The 15,893-nt window shown below is 67.8% G+C and carries 15 protein-coding genes; 3 read left to right on the top strand and 12 right to left on the bottom strand.

Annotated elements, in window-relative coordinates; genetic code table 11:
• Positions 1 to 56 precede the first annotated feature (56 nt).
• Together ACP7A5_RS05605 and ACP7A5_RS05600 are read right to left on the bottom strand one after the other, a co-directional pair.
• A complete protein-coding gene (locus ACP7A5_RS05605; protein ID WP_426040984.1) occupies positions 57 to 518 on the bottom strand; it encodes a hypothetical protein in 462 nt (153 codons plus the stop codon).
• On the bottom strand, positions 515 to 1,363 hold the full coding sequence (locus tag ACP7A5_RS05600; protein ID WP_426040983.1) for a D-alanyl-D-alanine carboxypeptidase family protein: 849 nt from the start codon (positions 1,361 to 1,363) through the stop codon (positions 515 to 517). Before ACP7A5_RS05600 ends, ACP7A5_RS05605 begins: the two co-directional genes overlap by 4 nt.
• Positions 1,364 to 1,487: 124 nt before the next feature.
• Between ACP7A5_RS05600 and ACP7A5_RS05595 the strand changes: the two genes are divergently transcribed.
• Positions 1,488 to 2,852 carry an MFS transporter gene (locus ACP7A5_RS05595; protein WP_426040982.1) on the top strand — a complete coding sequence of 455 codons (1,365 nt, stop codon included), beginning with the start codon at positions 1,488 to 1,490 and terminating at the stop codon, positions 2,850 to 2,852.
• A complete protein-coding gene (gene mazG / locus ACP7A5_RS05590; RefSeq protein WP_426040981.1) occupies positions 2,849 to 3,634 on the top strand; it encodes a nucleoside triphosphate pyrophosphohydrolase in 786 nt (261 codons plus the stop codon). Before ACP7A5_RS05595 ends, mazG begins: the two co-directional genes overlap by 4 nt.
• Before the next feature lie 122 nt (positions 3,635 to 3,756).
• On the opposite strand, the gene ACP7A5_RS05585 is transcribed toward mazG, so the two are convergent.
• The 10 genes from ACP7A5_RS05585 to dusB form a co-directional block, all read right to left on the bottom strand.
• The gene (locus tag ACP7A5_RS05585; protein ID WP_426040980.1) at positions 3,757 to 4,350 is read right to left on the bottom strand and encodes a hypothetical protein; all 594 of its coding nucleotides are present in this window, start codon (positions 4,348 to 4,350) and stop codon (positions 3,757 to 3,759) included.
• Between the two features lie 442 nt (positions 4,351 to 4,792).
• Positions 4,793 to 5,398 (bottom strand): DUF1989 domain-containing protein, encoded by a 606-nt coding sequence (locus ACP7A5_RS05580; RefSeq protein ID WP_426040979.1) that lies wholly within the window; start codon positions 5,396 to 5,398, stop codon positions 4,793 to 4,795.
• A complete protein-coding gene (gene gntA / locus ACP7A5_RS05575; RefSeq protein WP_426040978.1) occupies positions 5,388 to 6,092 on the bottom strand; it encodes a guanitoxin biosynthesis heme-dependent pre-guanitoxin N-hydroxylase GntA in 705 nt (234 codons plus the stop codon). The genes ACP7A5_RS05580 and gntA overlap by 11 nt, the downstream gene beginning before the upstream one ends.
• Positions 6,082 to 7,089: a hypothetical protein gene (locus ACP7A5_RS05570; RefSeq protein WP_426040977.1), complete on the bottom strand. Its 1,008-nt coding sequence runs from the start codon at positions 7,087 to 7,089 to the stop codon at positions 6,082 to 6,084. The genes gntA and ACP7A5_RS05570 overlap by 11 nt, the downstream gene beginning before the upstream one ends.
• Before the next feature lie 56 nt (positions 7,090 to 7,145).
• Positions 7,146 to 8,447, bottom strand: coding sequence for a GTPase HflX (gene hflX, locus ACP7A5_RS05565; protein WP_426040976.1), 1,302 nt, complete (start codon positions 8,445 to 8,447; stop codon positions 7,146 to 7,148).
• Positions 8,448 to 8,660: 213 nt separating this feature from the next.
• Positions 8,661 to 8,906 carry an RNA chaperone Hfq gene (gene hfq / locus ACP7A5_RS05560; protein WP_013269198.1) on the bottom strand — a complete coding sequence of 82 codons (246 nt, stop codon included), beginning with the start codon at positions 8,904 to 8,906 and terminating at the stop codon, positions 8,661 to 8,663.
• A gap of 179 nt (positions 8,907 to 9,085) precedes the next feature.
• Positions 9,086 to 9,949, bottom strand: coding sequence for a D-amino-acid transaminase (locus ACP7A5_RS05555; protein ID WP_426040975.1), 864 nt, complete (start codon positions 9,947 to 9,949; stop codon positions 9,086 to 9,088).
• The gene (locus ACP7A5_RS05550; RefSeq protein ID WP_426040974.1) at positions 9,949 to 11,355 is read right to left on the bottom strand and encodes a sigma-54-dependent transcriptional regulator; all 1,407 of its coding nucleotides are present in this window, start codon (positions 11,353 to 11,355) and stop codon (positions 9,949 to 9,951) included. The genes ACP7A5_RS05555 and ACP7A5_RS05550 overlap by 1 nt, the downstream gene beginning before the upstream one ends.
• 12 nt (positions 11,356 to 11,367) lie before the next feature.
• Positions 11,368 to 13,629, bottom strand: a complete 2,262-nt coding sequence (locus ACP7A5_RS05545) for an ATP-binding protein (protein ID WP_426040973.1) — start codon at positions 13,627 to 13,629, stop codon at positions 11,368 to 11,370.
• Entirely contained in the window at positions 13,626 to 14,687 is a 1,062-nt protein-coding gene (dusB, locus tag ACP7A5_RS05540) for a tRNA dihydrouridine synthase DusB (RefSeq protein ID WP_426040972.1), read from the bottom strand. Before dusB ends, ACP7A5_RS05545 begins: the two co-directional genes overlap by 4 nt.
• 64 nt (positions 14,688 to 14,751) lie before the next feature.
• Here dusB and ACP7A5_RS05535 point away from each other — a divergent pair, with 64 nt between their 5' ends.
• The gene (locus ACP7A5_RS05535) at positions 14,752 to 15,885 is read left to right on the top strand and encodes a bifunctional 2-C-methyl-D-erythritol 4-phosphate cytidylyltransferase/2-C-methyl-D-erythritol 2,4-cyclodiphosphate synthase (RefSeq protein ID WP_426040971.1); all 1,134 of its coding nucleotides are present in this window, start codon (positions 14,752 to 14,754) and stop codon (positions 15,883 to 15,885) included.
• Positions 15,886 to 15,893: the final 8 nt, after the last annotated feature.

Below are 15,893 nucleotides of genomic sequence, written 5' to 3'. Positions count from 1 at the left end.
GCTTCCTGCCTATTGAAACAACTGCAGTAGCAGATGTGGCGATCCCCGCTCGCCGTTCAAGCCCCCGCCCTGCCGATCGGACATAGCCCAGCGTAGAGCGACGCTTCGTCGGGAACCCGCTGGCCGCGCCCGGCCCGGAACCGATGCTCCACCGCCATGGCCTGCTGTTCGATGTTCAGCGCGTCCCAGCCGCAGGGCGCCTCGGGGTAGCCATAGGCCGAGGGGCCGTCCCCTGCCCTGATCTTCGCGGCCAGCAGGTTCATCCCCGCCTGGGCCTGCCAGACATGGACCAGTTCGTGGATCAGCACGGCCTGGAGCGCGACGGGCGCGACGGCGAAATCTCCTGGCAGGCTCCGGCCCGGCCACAAGATCCAGTCCCGCCGGAACCAGCGCCCCAGGACGAACGCCCGATCGAACGGCCACGGCGTCGGCAGGAGCCGGATGCTGTCGAAGTCGAGCGCGTCCCCGACCTCGCCTCGGGCCAGTCTCCGCTCCGCCTCGGTCAGCCCCCGGATCACGGCGTACCGTAGCTCGCCGAGGCGCCGACCCACTCCCAATGCCAGGGCTCGTAGAGATAGGGCACGAAGCCGAACCGGCCAGCGTTCCGGACCAGCCAGCGATAGGTCGCCCCCTGGGTCATATGCTGGCGGCTCGCCGGATTGGTCGAGTCGACGCCCATGCCGAGCAACTGGCCGACATAGAGATCGACCGCCGTGCCGGTCCTGTGCGGCGAACACACCGCCCGCCTGAGCCCGTCACAGTTGCGTTCCGTTGCGCAACGGGCCGCGTCGACCTCGGGATCGCGGAAACCGGAGAAGATCTGCAGCAGCTCCGGATCATTGCGGACCTCGGGAACCTCGGCGCGAGCAGCGGCGACCATGCGGCGGTAGGAGGCCAGCACGTCGCGCCTCAAGAGCCGGGTCAGCCGGTCGGCATGCTCCTCCGGCGCCTCGAGATAGCCGAGCTCGCGCAGCGGCGGCGGGTCGGGGCATTCGTCGCCCACCCGCGCCATCACGAACGGCCGCCGTTCCTGCAGCACCCCCTTCAGCACGACGAAAGTCGCCTGATCGAAGACGCCGATGGCGGCAAGGCCATAGCGGGTCTGGAAGGCCGCGAGGGATGAGGCGAAGTCGGACGTGCCCGGCTCGCAGTCGGTGCCGATCTCCTTCTGGAGCAGGGGGAGATAGGTCCCCCATCCCCATTCGGTCGCCCCGAACGGCGTCCACTCCAGCAAATAAAGAGAGATGGCGTTGGCGACGGCCTGATCGGCCCACTGGCCGCGCTGGGTCTCGCATCGCCCCTGGGCCGAGGCGGCGTCGGGCAGGCCCCAGGCCAGGGCCGCCGCCACGATCAGTCCCGCCATCCCCACGCGCATGGAGAGAGGAAGCCTCACCGTTGCGGCGCAAGCAAGGCCCCTCTCCCGGCGCGATCAAAACTGGCATGGTGAGACCGTCCGCCGACTCAAGGCGACGCCGCTGGAACCCTGCATGTCCGACGCCATCGCCCCCACGACGCCGAGGCGCAGCAACGGCGTCCTTGCGGCCTTCTCGTCGGTCTGCCTGCCGCTGGCGGCGTTCGGCGTGGCCCTGCCGGTCACCTTGCCGGAGTTCTACGCCACCCATGTGGGGCTGGAACTGGGCGTCGTGGCGGCGGTGTTCATGGCGGTCCGCCTGATCGACATCACCTTCGACCCCTTCATCGGCTGGGCCATGGACCGGACCAGGACCCGGTTCGGCCGCTATCGCCCGTGGATGGTCGCCTCGACCCCGATCCTGATGCTGGCGGCCTTCATGATGTTCGTGGTGGTCCAGCCGGGCGCGGGGCCGGTCTATCTGTTCGCCTGGCTTCTGGTCCTCTACCTCGGCTTCTCGATCGGGACCCTGGGGCAGCTCGGCTGGGCCTCGGTGCTGGCGCCCGAGTACGACCAGCGCAGCCGGGTCTACGGCTGGTGGCAGGTGTTCAACATCATCGGGGTCATCCTGATCTTGATCCTGCCGACGGTGGTGATCCAGACGGGCCTCGGGGACTATGCCGACGGGGTGCGGATCATGGGCTGGGCCATTCTGATCGCCTTGCCTGTCACCATCGCCCTGGCCCTGTTCGTGGTGCCGGAGCCGGTCAACGCCGGCGCCGCGCCGCACGGGGGGCCGCGCGCCTATCTGGACCTGTTCAAGCGGCCGGCGGTGCGCAAGCTGTTGCTGGCCGACGTGGTTCTGGGTGTCGCGCCGGGGATCACGGGGTCGCTGCTGTTCTTCTTCTTCGGCCAGATCAAGGGCTACGGCCACACCGAGGCGTCGCTGTTCATGCTGCTGTATTTCGTCGCCGGCCTGATCGGCGCTCCCTTCTGGGCCTGGCTGGCGACGCGGATCGGCAAGGACAGGGCGCTGGCCGTGGCCAGCCTGGTGTTCGCCGTCTTCTATGTCGGGGCGACCCTTGTGCCCGGCGGCAGCTTCGCCCTGACGGCCGTCGCGATGTTCATCGCCGGGCTTCCCTATGCGGCGGGCCTGTTCCTGCTCAGGGCCATGATGGCGGACGTGGGCGACGAGGTGCGGCTGGAGACCGGGGTGGACCGGACCGGGCTGATGTTCTCCATCCTGTCGGCGACGACCAAGGTCGGGCATGTCGTGGCCCTGATCCCCTATCTGATCCTGCAGTGGGTCGGCTTCCAGGCGGTGCCGCCTGCGGGAGGCAACAGCGGGAGCTCGCTGCTGGTGCTCCAGATCCTGTTCATTGCCCTGCCAGGCCTGCTGCTGGCCAGCGCGGCCCTGCTGCTGAGGAACTATCCGCTGACGCCGGCGCGTCACAATGCGATCCGGCGTGAACTCGAGGCCCGCGACGGGACCACCGCATGAGCCCGACGGACCGGCTGAAGGCGATCATGGTGCGGCTGCGGGACCCGAACGGCGGCTGTCCGTGGGACGTCGAACAGACCTTCGCGACCATCGCCCCCTATACGATCGAGGAGGCCTATGAGGTCGCCGACGCCATTGATCGCGGCGACATGGGGGAGCTCAAGACCGAGCTCGGCGACCTGCTGTTCCAGGTCGTCTTCCATGCCCGGATGGCCGAGGAACAGGGGCTGTTCGACTACGACGACGTGGCCGAGGCCATGTGTGACAAGCTGGTCCGGCGCCATCCCCATGTGTTCGGCGAGGAGGACCCTCAGATCTCGGGCCCGGCCCAGAAGCTGCGCTGGGAGGACATCAAGGCGGCGGAGCGCGCGGGCAAGGCCCAGCACGGGGTGCTCGACGACGTGCCCGTCGGCCTGCCCGCCCTGCACCGCGCGGCCAAGCTGACGAAGCGGGCGGCGCGGGTCGGCTTCGACTGGCCCAGCACGGATGAGGTCTTCGACAAGCTGCACGAGGAGGTCGCCGAGCTGAAGGCCGAGATCGCCGCCGGGGACCTCGACAAGGCTCGCGAGGAGATGGGCGACCTGCTGTTCGTCGTCGCCAACCTGGCCCGCAAACTGGGCGTCGAGCCGGAGGACGCCCTGCGCGGGACCAATGCCAAGTTCGTGCGCTGGTTCGGCTTCATCGAGGCGGAGCTGGCGAAGGACGGGCGCACGCCGGAGCAGTCGGACCTGGCCGAGATGGACGGCCTGTGGGACGCGGCCAAGGCGACGGAAAGAAGCTAGTCCCTCTCCCGTTGGGAGAGGGCTTGAGCCTCCGGGAGCGCAGCGATCGGGAAGGCGAAAGGGTGAGGGGTTGCTGTGTCAGGCGTCCCCGGGGCGGCTTCGCCGACGGTCAGGCCAACCCCTCATCCGTCCGCTACGCGGCCACCTTCTCCCGCCGGGAGAAGGGAAGCAGATGACGCCTTGGACTCCGAAAAAACAGGGTGCAAGGAGTCCATTTTCTGAGGTTCGATCTTGGGATTGTCGGGCACTGCATTCAAATCATTGGTATTCGCATCCTCCGCCGCGACCAGCCTCAACGGCTCGCGACGGGACTCCAGCCGGGGCGGCGCGATGTCGGGTAGGTCGGCCATGACCTGGGAGCGGGCGCGGTCGGCGAGCTTGTCGTAGACGCGCATCCAGGTCGAGGCCTCAGCCGCGCGGCCCGTGCCGAGGGCACGGCGGATGTTGAGGAAGGCCTGCCCGGCCAGGTCGGCGAAGCTGACATTATCGTCTGGATGGTATTCGCCGGCCTCCGGCGGGACTTCGGTCGCGGGCTGGTCCATCCGCCGCCAGCCCCCGACCCGAGCATGCATCCGAAACGAACTGAGCGAGATTCCATAGCGCTGGCAGACGGTCGTCGCCGTCACGCCCGCGAGATATTCCCGCCGGGCATGGTCCCAATAGTCGCCCCCGAGACCATCGAGGTCGGCGGGGTTGAGCTGAGTGTCGGAGGTCATGCCGGGAGCCTGGCATGCGGCTACGTCAGAATCGGTCGCGGCTATCGCGCCGCTCAGAGGCTTTCGCTGTTTCCCTATTGTCCGCGGACGATTCGATTGACGACATGGTCGCCGTTCGAAGCCGTATCATTCCACGCCTGACCCACCGCCACATGGGGGAACGCGTGGCAGTAGGAAAACGGGATGGAGATCGGGCGCCGCTGGGTCAGGCACAGTCGGCTTCCCCGCACGCGCCACGCGCCGCTCGACCTGTTGCCGCCACGTCCCTGAGCCCGGAACGTGTGGTCGGCGCTCAGCCAAAGGCGGGCCTGACGTCCGTCCGGGTGGGTGGATACGATGGTGTTTCCGAAGGTCGGCGCCAACGCCGAGTCCTGCGCCTGCGCAGATGCCCCAGCCAGGCACAGACCCAGGGCGGCTGCTATCAGGACAACTGATTTCAGGCTCATGAAACCTGCCCGGCGCGAGCGGTTTCAATCTCGAACTCGATCGGTTTGAAGCTGTGGTTGTTCGACTGAAGGGCGGAGCACGCCGTCAGCGCCACGATCAGATCCATCTGCGCCTCCAGCAGAATGTGGTCTCCAGCCTTGCTCAGGGGCGGCGCGACGGTCAGGACGCCCGTCTCGCCATCCACCCTCACGTTCATGAAGACATTGAACGCCGTCGGGATCTGGTCCGGCAGGATCCCGAAGGGTTGGAGCGCTTCCGCGAGGTTGCCGAAACAGCCCCGATGGGGATCGGTATCGCCATAGATGATCCGGAAGGTGTCTTTCGAACACGGCGTCAGAAGGAAGTCATGGCGACCGACCGTGTCTTCCACGATGGTCAGCATGACCCGGCTTCGGTTCGAATAGAGCGGGTCGCCGGTCGTCAGGAAAAGCCGACTGGCGTAGTCCAGCGTGCGGCCCGATGAGATCACCTCATTGGTGTCAGCGGCGTTGAAGGCCAACAGGTCCGACACCTGCTCACCTCGGGGATCGATCACCTTCAGCCTGTCGCCCTTGTTGAGCCGGAAGGCTGTCCCGCTGCGTGCCGCGATTTCATGTCTCATCGGGTAGGATCGCCCTGGACTGGAACGGGCAACGCCAGTGCGCGTCCACCGCACGACCGCTGTATTGACGCGCTTCCGAGACCTCGCCGAACCGGGCCAGCATCGGGTTCTGGGTTCCTGCCAGGGCGAGGTCCCGCTTCAAGATCGTCCGCCGAATCGGCTCGTAGCGATCCGTCTCACGCAGGTTCCGGAACTGGGCGTGCGGGTTGAAGACGATCGTCGGGCGCTCGAAGCGGCGGGCCGGACGGCTGGCGGCCGGGTGAAGTCCCACGAGAAAGAAGGCCTCTCCGCCGAAGCTCAGGGCGAACTCCGGATCCTCCGGATCGAGGCTGGCGCGTGGATCCGGCGTCTGGCCCAACCAGAAATCCTTGTCCGAAAGCGACTGCGCGCGCTGCCACAGGGCGGTTTCGAAAGCCGCTTCATCCAGCGTCCCGGGGCCCTCAAAAACGATGGCCAGGCTCTGAAACGGCACGGGGTCGGTCCGATATCGGGCAACGAACGCCATCAATGCCGCGTAGATCTGAAGGTCGTCCCAGGCGGATGTGAGGTCGCGGGCCCGATGGATCACGAGACCGCCGCGCGCCAGCGCCGATTTCGCTCCGACGCACGGAAAGGCCATGTCGGCGACGAAGGCCCGAAGTCTGTCCGCGCCGTCGAGTTCGGTGTCGCCCAGGGAAAGAGAGTCAGCTCGCATGAACGGGCCCTTCGGCTGGCCGATCCGCGAAACGCGATTGACGGACCCGCCCGCGCGACGCGACCAGCCCCTCCAGGGCCCGGCCAAGCCGATCCATCGACCGCATCTTGTCGCGCCAGGACAAGGCGATGACCGGACCGACGTCCGTCTTGTTGACGTCGACGATATAGATTCGACCGTCCACCCGATCACGTAGGATATCCAGTCCACCCCAGTCCAGACCCATGCGTGCGGTGAACTGGCCGATGAGCGCGCACTCTTCCCGGCTGAAGATCTCGGCAGGCTCTCGCAGGCTGGCCTTGCGATTGTGGATCGCGAACCGGGCGCCGGCCGGTTTGACCTTCAACCAGACAAGGACGGGGACCCCGCCGACGCAGAGGGTCCTCAGGTCGTTGGCGCTTCCGTCGGCGTCCGTGGTGTCGATCAGTCGCTGATAAACGCAGTCGGACCGCGGAGCATCGCCGGACCCCATGATGCGGCCGTCGTGAACGCCGTTCTTCTCGGACTTTTCGACGACGGGGCCCTGGTAGGTGGTCGGGTCAACCCGGAGCGGATAGCCGAAAACCGCTTCGAAGGTTTCGGCGACGTAGCTCTTCGATACGTCGGTGCACCGCACATTCAGCGCTTGGCCGCCGAATGGAGCCTCCCCGGCGGTCACATCATCGAAGTAGAATTCGATGTCGGCGTCCGCCCGATGCCTGCCAACACCGATCCCGGCCCATAGCGCGGCTCCTCGCACCAGATACCAGGGTCTTGGCCGATCCGGCGCGAACCAGATCATTCGACGGTCGCCCCGGACCAGCCGAGCGAGCGTCGCCCAAACGGCCCGCAGCCAGAGGACGGTCAGGTAAGGGAGCCAGGCCCAGATTTCGGCGATGAGCTTCTCATCGACCGCGAGGTTGATGTCCGTCTTGCGAACCCTGACGCGGCCGTTCGAGAATTGGAAATCGGACAGCCATCCATGGTGTCGGCTGATTTCAGAGGGGGGGGGCGACATAGGAAACAGAATCGTTCGGCAACGCTTAGGTTCCAAAAGGGAAATCGGACCGGCCCTCACCCCGCCTGAAATTGCCGTTCGAACCGCCCTATCGTTTGGGGGTCGAGCCGCACCGTCAGCCGCATCCGCCCCTCGGCGTCCGTGTCGCGGGCCGTGACCCGGCCGTGTGCGTAGAGCCAGGCCAGGGCCTCGCCCTGTGAGGGCTGCAGCACCAGTTCCGTCTCGGGGTCGTCGTCGATCAGGTCAGTGATGGCCTGGCGCAGGCGTTCAATCCCCTCCCCGGTCCAGGCGGAGACGGCGACCGAGGCATTGCCCGAGCGGGCGGCCTGGCCCTCGATCTCTTCGCGGACCTCGGGGTCGAGGAGGTCGGTCTTGTTCCAGACCTCGAGGATGCGGCGCGGTTTGCCTTCAGGCTGTTCGATCTGTTTCAGGACCTCCTCGACATCCTTCGCCTGGGCGGCGCTGTCGGCCGAGGCGATGTCGCGGACGTGCAGGATCAGGTCGGCCTCGCCCACCTCTTCCAGGGTCGCGCGGAAGCTCTCAACCAGTTCGTGCGGCAGGTCGGAGATGAAGCCAACGGTGTCGGCGATGATGGCCGGGCGGCCCTGGGGCAGGCGGATGGTGCGCTGGGTCGTATCGAGGGTGGCGAACAGCAGGTCCTTGGCGAGGACCTCGGAGCCCGTCAGCCGGTTGAAGATCGTCGACTTGCCGGCGTTGGTGTAGCCGACCAGGGCGACGGCCGGGAACGGGGCCTTCTTGCGCTGTTTGCGGTGCAGGCCGCGCGTGCGGCGGACCTCCTCCAACTCGCCCTTCAGCTTGACGATGCGGTCGGCGATCAGGCGGCGGTCGAGCTCGATCTGGGTCTCGCCGGGGCCGCCGGTCGAGCCGGTGCCGCCGCGCTGGCGCTCCAGGTGGGTCCAGGTGCGGACGAGGCGCGATTTCTCATAGTCGAGCCGCGCCAACTCGACCTGCAGCCTGCCCTCCTTGGTGCGGGCGCGACGGCCGAAGATCTCCAGGATCAGCCCGGTGCGGTCGATGACCTTGCAGTCCCATTCCTTCTCCAGATTGCGCTGCTGGACCGGGGTCAGGTCGAAGTCGATGACAGCGGCCTCGGCCTCGGCGGCGCGGATCAGGGCGGCCAGTTCCTCGACCTTGCCGGCCCCGAACAGGGTCGCGGGCGTGGTCCTGCGCAGACGCACGATCTCCTCGGCGCGGACGTCGAGGTCCAGGGCGCGGGCGAGGCCGGCGGCTTCCTCCAGACGCTCTCCGGCCGGGCGAGAGGCGCACTCGCCGAGATCGGGGTGGATGACGACCGCACGGATGAGCGGCACGGAGTGGTCGATGAGTTTGGAGTTCAAAGGGTCTCTGTCGGTTGGGGGACTGGCAGTGGCTAGATGGGCCGTTTCGCCGTTATTTCAACCGCTACGGCCGCCCCAACACACCGTGTACCCCGGCGCAGGCCGGGGGCCGGATCACACTCCGAAGCGGCATGGATCAAGATAAGGCTCCCCCGGGATCAGCCGGATCCGCCCTCTGGACCCCGGCCTTCGCCGGGGTGCACGGAGGGAGCCTCAGTCCTCGTCGGCCTCGGGTTCGTAGAGCTGCACGGGCGCCGACGGCATGATCGTCGAGATGGCGTGCTTGTAGACGAGCTGGGACTGGCCGTCGCGACGGAGCAGCACACAGAAGTTGTCGAACCAGGTCACGATGCCCTGCAGCTTGACGCCGTTGACGAGGAAGATGGTCAGCGGGGTCTTGGTCTTGCGGACGGAGTTGAGGAAGGTGTCCTGAAGGTTCTGACGCTTGTCTTGCGACATGGCAGGTTGGTCCTGTTCTTTCTTGGTTTTCACCGCGTCGGGGAGATCGCGGCTCCGGATCGAACGCCCGGTTCGTCACCTTAGACGCTGGCGCTCGGGGGTCGCAACAGGCTTGGAGCGCGGACCTTCAGGCCCGCTCTTTTCGACGCCGAAGGGCGGACCTGGCGGTCCGCACTCCGTCAGACCGCGTCGCGCTTCGCCACTTCCAGATAGCGGGCGCGTAGTTTGGTCGCGATCGGGCCGGGCTTGCCGTCGCCGATCTTCACCCCGTCGATCGAGACGGCGGGCATGACGAAGGCGCCGGCGGCGGTGAAGAAGGCCTCCTTCGCCTCCTTGGCCTCGTCGACGCTGAAGGGGCGTTCGTCGAGTTCGATCCCCTCCGCCTCGATCATCGCCATGATGGCGGTGCGGGTGACGCCCTTCAGGATATTGGCCTGGGTGTCGCGGGTGCGTAAGCGTCCGGATTTGTCGACGATCCAGGCGTTGGTCGAGGAGCCCTCGGTAACCAGACCCATCTCGTCGACCATCCAGGCCTCGTAGGCACCCTTGTCACGGGCCGCCTGTTTGGCCAGCACATTGGGCAGCAGGCCGACCGTCTTGATGTCGCAACGGCCCCAGCGGATGTCGGGGTGGGTCACGACGGCGACGCCCTTGGCGGCCTGGGCGTCGGACTTGCGCGCGCTCAGCGACTTCGACGTCACGACGACGCTGGGCGGGGTTCCGGGCGCGGGGAAAGGGTGGTCGCGGCGGGCCGTGCCGCGCGTCACCTGCAGATAGACGATGCCGTCGCGGACGCGGTTCCTGCGGATGGTTTCCTTCAGCACGCGGGTCAGGGAGTCGACCGACATGGGGATGTCGATGCGAAGCTCGTTGAGACTGCGGTGAAGCCGGGTCATGTGGCCTTCGAAATCGGCCATCCTGCCGTCGAACACCGACCAGACCTCATAGACGCCGTCGGCGAACTGGAAGCCGCGATCCTCGACATGGATCGTCGCCTCCGCGTGGCACTGGTAGACCCCGTTCACATAGGCGACGCGCGACATCAGTCGGTATTCCCTTCGTCCTCGTCCCCGCCGCGCGAGGGCGACACGCCCAGCGACTTCAGCTTCCTGTGCAGGGCCGATCTCTCCATGCCGATGAAGGCGGCCGTGCGCGAGATATTTCCGCCGAAACGCATGATCTGCGCCGCCAGATATTCGCGCTCGAACACCTCGCGGGCCTCGCGCAGAGGCAGGGCGATGGTGCGTTCGGCGCCCATCCCTGCCGCGCCGGTCGAGGCCACCTCCTGCGGAAGCATGTCGGCCGAGATCGGGTCGTTGAGGTCGCCGGTCGCCAGGATCAGCAGGCGCTCGACGTTGTTCCTCAGCTGGCGGACGTTGCCGGGCCAGGGATGGACCTGGAGCACGGCGATGGCGTCGTCGCCCAGTCTGCGGCGCGGCAGGCCCTGGGACACGCTGAGGGTCTCAATGAAATATTCGACCAGTTCGCCGATGTCCTCGCGGCGCTCGGACAGAGCCGGAACGCGGATCGGCACGACGTTCAGGCGGTGGAACAGGTCCTCGCGGAACCGGCCCTCGGTGATCTCGACCTTCAGGTCGCGGGAGGTCGAGGTGACGACGCGGACATCGACCTGGACGTCCTGTTCGCCGCCGACACGGCGGAAGCGCTGTTCGACCAGGACGCGCAGGATGCGGCTCTGGCTCTCGCGCGGCATGTCGCCGACGTCGTCGAGATAGAGGGTGCCGTTGTGGGCGCGTTCGAAGACGCCGATCTTGCGCGGACGGCCGTCGTGGCCCTCCTCCCCGAACAGTTCCAGATCCAGGCGCTCCGGCGTCATGCCGGCGGCCGAGATGGCGACGAACTCGCCGCGCGCGCGGGAGCTGGCCTCGTGGATCTGGCGGGCGACCAGCTCCTTGCCCGAACCGGGAGGGCCCGAGATCAGGACGCGGCTGTTGGCCGGGGCGACCTTGACGATGGTGGTGCGCAGGACCTGGGCGGCGGCCGAGCGGCCGATCAGGCCCGTCGGGGTCATGGCCACGGTGCGCAGGCGACGATTCTCGCGCTTGAGCTGGGCGGACTCCAGGGCACGCTCGATGACGACGACGAGCCGGTCGGACTTGAACGGCTTTTCGATGAAGTCGTAGGCGCCGCGCTTGAGGGCGCTTACGGCCGTCTCGATATTGCCGTGGCCCGAGATCATGACGACCGGAAGATCGGCGTCGAGCGTCTTGACCAGGTCGAGCAGCTCCAGCCCGTCCATGCCCCCGCCCTGCATCCAGATGTCGAGGACGATCAGGCTGGGCTTGCGGGCGCGGATGCCGGCCAGGGCCTCCTCGGAGTTGGAAGCGACGCGGACGGAATGGCCCTCATCCTCCAGCAGGCCCGAGACCAGATCGCGGATGTCGGCCTCGTCGTCGACGACCAGGATATCGGCTCCGGTGGAACGCATGACGCCTCGCTACTATTCGGCCGCCGGGGCGCCGGCGCCGCGAGGCTCCGTTTCACGCCCGGCCTTGCCGGTGGGGTTGAGGGGGAAGATCAGGCAGATCCTGGCACCGTGCAGGCTGTCGGCATCTGACAGTTTCAGCTCGCCGCCGTGGTCTTCGCAGATGCGCTTGACGATGGCGAGGCCGAGGCCCGTGCCCTTCTCGCGCGTGGTGACATAGGGCTCGGTCAGACGGTCGCGGTCGCGGACGGGCAGACCCTTGCCGTCGTCCTCGATGATGAAGGTGGCGATGCCATCCTCGATCTCAAGCCGGGCGATGATGGCGACCTGCTCCTCATCGGCGGGCGTGGCGAGGCGACGGGCGGCGACGGCCTCGCCGGCGTTCTTGAGGATGTTGGCCAGGGCCTGTCCGACCATGCGGCCGTCCGCCTTCATCTTGGCCCTGGGCAGGGGCTCGACCAGTTCGACCACGAGGTCGGGCGCGGCGACGCGCTGGGCAAAGACGGCTTCCCGCAGCAGTTCGGCCGGGTTCTCATTGGTAAAGCGCGGCGCCGGCATGCGGGCGAAGGACGAGAACTCGTCGACCATCCGGCCGATGTCGTCGACCTGGCGGATGATGGTGTCGGTGCAGCGGTCGAAGATTTCGAGGTCTTCGGTGATCGCCGGACGGAACTTGCGCTTCAGCCGTTCGGCCGAAAGCTGGATCGGGGTCAGGGGGTTCTTGATCTCGTGGGCGATCCGGCGGGCGACGTCGCGCCAGGCGGCATTGCGCTGGGCCGTCACCAGACGGGTGATGTCGTCGAAGGTCAGCACCATCTCGCCGCCGACCCCGCCCTCGATGCGGACGCGTAGACGCCGGGTCTCGCCTTCGCGAGCGACGTCGATGTCCTCCTCGATATGGGCCTCGACGCGTTTCACCAGTTCCGCCAGTTCGGGTGCAACGACCCCCAGGGCCTTGCCGCGCACCTCAACTTCCGAGATCGAAAGCAGCTGCAAGGCGCTGTCATTGATGGCGGAAATCCGACCGCGCTTGTCCAGACCGATGACGCCGGCGCTGACGCCGGACAGGACGGTTTCGATGAAACGACTGCGGTCCTGCGCCTCCTCGCTGGCGGTTTTCAGCGCGGCCTGCTGGGCCTCGAGATCGCCGGTCATGCGGTTGAAGGCCTGGGACAGGGTGGCGATCTCGCCGGGCGCGCCGTCGGCCTCGACCCGCGCGCTGAAGTCGCCGGCCGCGACCTGATCTGCCGCCTTCACCAGACGACCGATGGGCCCGGAGATGGCGCTGGCCGCCGACATGCCCAGCCACACGGCGCCGACCAGCACCAGCAGGGCCGTCTCTAGATAGCTGAGGGCGAAGGCGGCCTGGATGCGGGCCCGGCTCTCCTCGGCGACACGATAGGACTCGATGGAGTCGCGGCCATTGCGCATCCGCTCGACGAGGCCGGGGGCCAGCGGGCGCACGACATACAGATAGGCGTCGCCGTAGTCTGGCAACGGATAGAGGGCACGGATGGTGTCGGGATGCTCGGTCACGGTCACCGGCACCTCCTCGCCCTCGGCGGCTTTCTCGAACTCCTCGCGCGGCGGGGCGACATAGGCGGGGGCATCGGGCAGGTCGCTCTGGGCCAGGACCTCGCCCTCGCCGTTCAGGATGTAGACGGCCGGGTAGCCGAAGAAGTCGGCGATCTGGGTCAGGGCGCTGGAGAACTGGATGCGGTCGTCGAAAGCGCCGCGAACGCCGCCGAGTTCGTTGGCCATGCTGCCCAGGTCGCGTTCAAGACCGCCTCCGACATCCGCAACATAGGCCTTGCCGATGAAGGCTCCGTTGTTGACCGCGGAACGGACGTTGTCGCTGAACCACTGGTCCACGCCGCGATTGACCAGAAGGCCGAAGACGAGGGCGATCAGCACCGCCGGCACGACCGCCACCAGCGAGAACAGCGTTACGAAGCGCAGGTGCAGGCGCGCGCCCGGGTCGTCCTGGCGACGCTGGGACAATCTCAGAACCTGGCCGCCGATGATGGCCGCGAGGCCGACGATCAGGACCAGATTGGCCAGCAGGATGAACAGGACTGCGCGGCTGGCCGTCGAGCGTGCGTCATCGCCCGCGCTGGCTCCCGGGGCCACGGCGACCAGCCAGATGGCGGCGCCGGTGATCAGGAAGGCGATGACATAGGCGGCCCCGAAGGCGGGCCGCGCGCGACCGGCCGCAAGACGTCCCCAGAAGGAGGGGTCGCCTTCTGTTGCCGGAAGCGGGGCGGGCGTGTCCGTCATGTCCCGGAAGCTTCAACCACCTGTGGCGAAACTTCAACAGGAGAGTTGCTGAAATACAGCGAGGGTGGAGGCCGGTCCCAAAGGTCAGCGAGGGCTTCGCCAACCAGCGTGGGCTGTTCCAGCCGGCACAGGCGGCTCTTGGCCGTGCGGCGGTCGGCTGGATCAGCGGGCCAGGGCGCCTGTTCTACGTACCAGCCGAGGTGTTTGCGGAACATCCGCAGGCCCAGATGTTCGCCGTAGAAGTCGCAGGACGCCCGCATATGCTCGACCACGATATCGAACCGCTCCTGGCGGTCGGGCTCGACGAGGACCGTGCCGTCCCTCAGGGCGCGGTCGAGGTGGGCGGCAAGCCACGGGCGGCCATAGACGCCGCGGCCCAGCATCAGGGCGTCGGCGCCGGACTGGTCCAGAGCCTCCCTCGCCTGCTCAGCGGTGATGATGTCCCCGTTGACGATGACCGGGATGGCGACCGCCGCCTTGACCGCCCCGACGGCGTCCCAGTCGGCGGCGCCGGTGTAGAACTGCTGCCTGGTCCGGCCATGGACCGTCACGGCCTTGACGCCGAGGTCTTCGGCCCGCTTCGCCAGTTCCGCGGCGTTCTTCGTGTCGTCGTCCCAGCCGAGGCGCATCTTGACTGTGACAGGGCGTGAGGTCGCCGCCACCGTCGCCGCCATGATCCGGCCGGCCAGGTCGGGCGTGCGCATCAGGGCCGAGCCCGAGGCCGAGCCGGTGACCTCCTTGGCCGGGCAGCCGAAATTCAGGTCGACGATGTCGGCGCCGGCCGCCTCGGCCATGCGGGCGCCCTGGGCCATGGCGGAAGGATCGCGGCCGACCAGCTGGATGACGGTGAGCGGCAGGCCGTCGCCGACGGCGGCGCGGCGCACCACGTCCGGACGGGCGCGGGCCAGTTCGGCGGCGGCCACCATCTCGGTCGCGACATAGGCGGCGCCGAGGCGGCTGGCGAGCAGCCGGAAGGGCAGGTCCGTGATGCCCGTCATGGGCGCCATCAGAACCCGTCCGGGAATAGCGACGTCGCCGATCTGAAACCCTGTGCTCATCCGTCCGTCAACACGCGAAGCCTGGCCCCTCGTCAACCGCCATCGTGGCCCCTAGAAGGCGAGGATGACATTCGCAGCGATCGTGGTGGCGGCCGGCTCGGGCTCCAGGGCCGGGGGCGACAAGCAGTGGCGGCCGCTGGGCGGCAAGCCCGTGGTCCGCTGGTCGGTCGAGGCCTTGCTCAATGCGGGGGCCGAGGAGGTCGTCGTGGTGGTTGCGGCGGACGGGTTCGCGCGGGCGGCCGAGGCGCTGGCCGGCCTGAGCAACTGGCGGGCCGTGGCGGGCGGCGCCGAGCGTGCGGACTCGGTGCGCGCCGGGCTCGAAGCCCTGACCGGGGCGCCGGATCGGCCCGTCCTCGTTCACGACGCCGCACGGCCCCTTCTGTCCGCCGAAGTGATCCGGCGGCTGCTCGAGTCCCTGCCGGGTGCGGATGGAGCCATCGCCGCCCTCCCCGTCTCCGACACCCTGAAGCGCGGCTCAGATCGCATCGAGGCGACTGTCGATCGCGGTAGCCTGTGGCGGGCCCAGACGCCGCAGGCGTTTCGCGCCGACCGCCTGCGGGCCGCCTATGCCGCCTGGCCCGAGGGTGCGGCGGCGACCGACGATGCGGCCGTGGTCGAGGACGACGGGGGAACCGTTCGTCTAATCCAGGGCGATCCGCGCCTGATGAAACTGACCTATCCCGAGGATTTCGCCATGGCCGAAGCGCTGATCGCCCGACAGACCCGCGTCGGTCAGGGGTTCGACGCGCACCGCTGGGGGCCGGGCGACAGCGTGTGGCTGTGCGGGGTCGAGATCGCACACGACCAGACCCTGATCGGCCATTCGGACGCCGACGCCGGACTGCACGCCCTGACCGATGCGGTGCTCGGCGCCATGGGCGACGGCGATATCGGCGACCACTTCCCGCCGACTGATCCGAAGTGGAAGGGTGCGGCCTCGGACCAGTTTCTGATCCATGCGGTCGAGCGGCTGGCGGCGCGCGGCGGGCGGCTGGTCAACGTCGACGTAACCCTGATCTGCGAACGACCGAAGGTGAAGCCCCACCGTCAGGCCATGCGCGAACGCCTCGCCGAAATCCTGAACCTTCCGCTCGACGCCGTCAGCGTGAAGGCGACGACGATGGAGAAGATGGGATTCACCGGACGCGAGGAAGGCCTCGCCGCCTCCGCCATCGCGACGATCGAATTGCCTGCCTGATCAAACGT

Origin of the sequence: Brevundimonas sp. TWP2-3-4b1 (assembly GCF_049897665.1) — a bacterium.
Classification (GTDB): Bacteria; Pseudomonadota; Alphaproteobacteria; order Caulobacterales; family Caulobacteraceae; genus Brevundimonas; species Brevundimonas subvibrioides_B.
This window is presented reverse-complemented; position numbering and strand designations above follow the sequence as displayed.